1 protein-coding gene is annotated in these 1,074 nt (G+C 32.2%); it reads left to right on the top strand.

Going from position 1 to position 1,074, the window contains the following annotated elements; genetic code table 11:
- Positions 1–136: 136 nt before the first annotated feature.
- A complete protein-coding gene (locus tag CDH50_RS15000) occupies positions 137–838 on the top strand; it encodes a hypothetical protein (RefSeq protein WP_100613108.1) in 702 nt (233 codons plus the stop codon).
- Positions 839–1,074 lie beyond the last annotated feature (236 nt).

Below are 1,074 nucleotides of genomic sequence, written 5' to 3'. Positions count from 1 at the left end.
TGTATAAAAAATTGCTAGTTTTAGCTAGCACAAAGTTGGTTGCTTGTTTGCTGGCTTCCGATTTTCCTTCGGAAATTCCTCGCCCTCAAACACGCAACTTTCCATACACGAACACGTTGGCGGTAATTTGAACAGAATGCAGAAAGTCCTAATTTACATATATAGTTTAATAACAACTTTGGGATTCTCTCAAGTAAATAAAACGGAAATAGATTCTACTTTATTTGCCGAAACATATTATCGAAATCACTTTTTCACTTTTGGACCTTTATACAACACAACTGAATCATTAATTGGACTTCAAATTGGAAACGGAAATAACGAACAGCCTCTAATTCATTTTGAGGATTTATCAGCAGATATCCTATACAAAATAAGTGGACAAACTGACTTTAATAACAACTATTCAATTGATAGTGAAGTTTCGTGGAATTATCCTTTCAAAGGCAAACTTTCGATATTATCATTAAACTTTAATCAAAGTCGATTTAACGAAAATCAATTTTTTCAGCGCAACATTGGTTTATCATCTCGATATTATTTAAGATTTACGAGTAATTTGAGTGTAATAGCAAAATTGAGTCATCAACGAGTAAATGAACAAAATAATTTAGGGTTTGGACTTGGACTTCAAAATGGCCATCGAGGAATTTATTATGGAATTCGAGTAGACTATTTTGATAAATATTACAACTACTCTGCTTATTTACAAAGTCTAATTTTTAAAAGTAAATTAAGCATACGACTAACATGTGACCGAATTGACAAATATGATTATTTTAATATTGGACTTAACTATGTAATAATAAAAACTACCGCCAACACCGTGTATAATTAATTGCTTGGTTCTGGCTTGCTTACGAAAATCCTCACGGATTTTCTATTCGGTTTTTATTTGCTAAATTTAGTGCTCAACCACGCAACTAATCATACACGAACACGTTGTAAGCAATGGTGACCCGTCCTGAAATAAGGCTACATAATTTTAAACATTATGTATAGAAATGACAAAGTAATCAGACGGTATTCAGAACCTTTTAAACTGAAAATTCTGGACGAAATCACAACGGGTAA

Origin of the sequence: Confluentibacter lentus, from assembly GCF_002806995.1 — a bacterium.
GTDB classification, from domain to species: Bacteria; Bacteroidota; Bacteroidia; order Flavobacteriales; family Flavobacteriaceae; genus Confluentibacter; species Confluentibacter lentus.
Note: the sequence above shows the minus strand (reverse complement) of the source record. Positions and strands in the feature narration are given on the sequence as shown.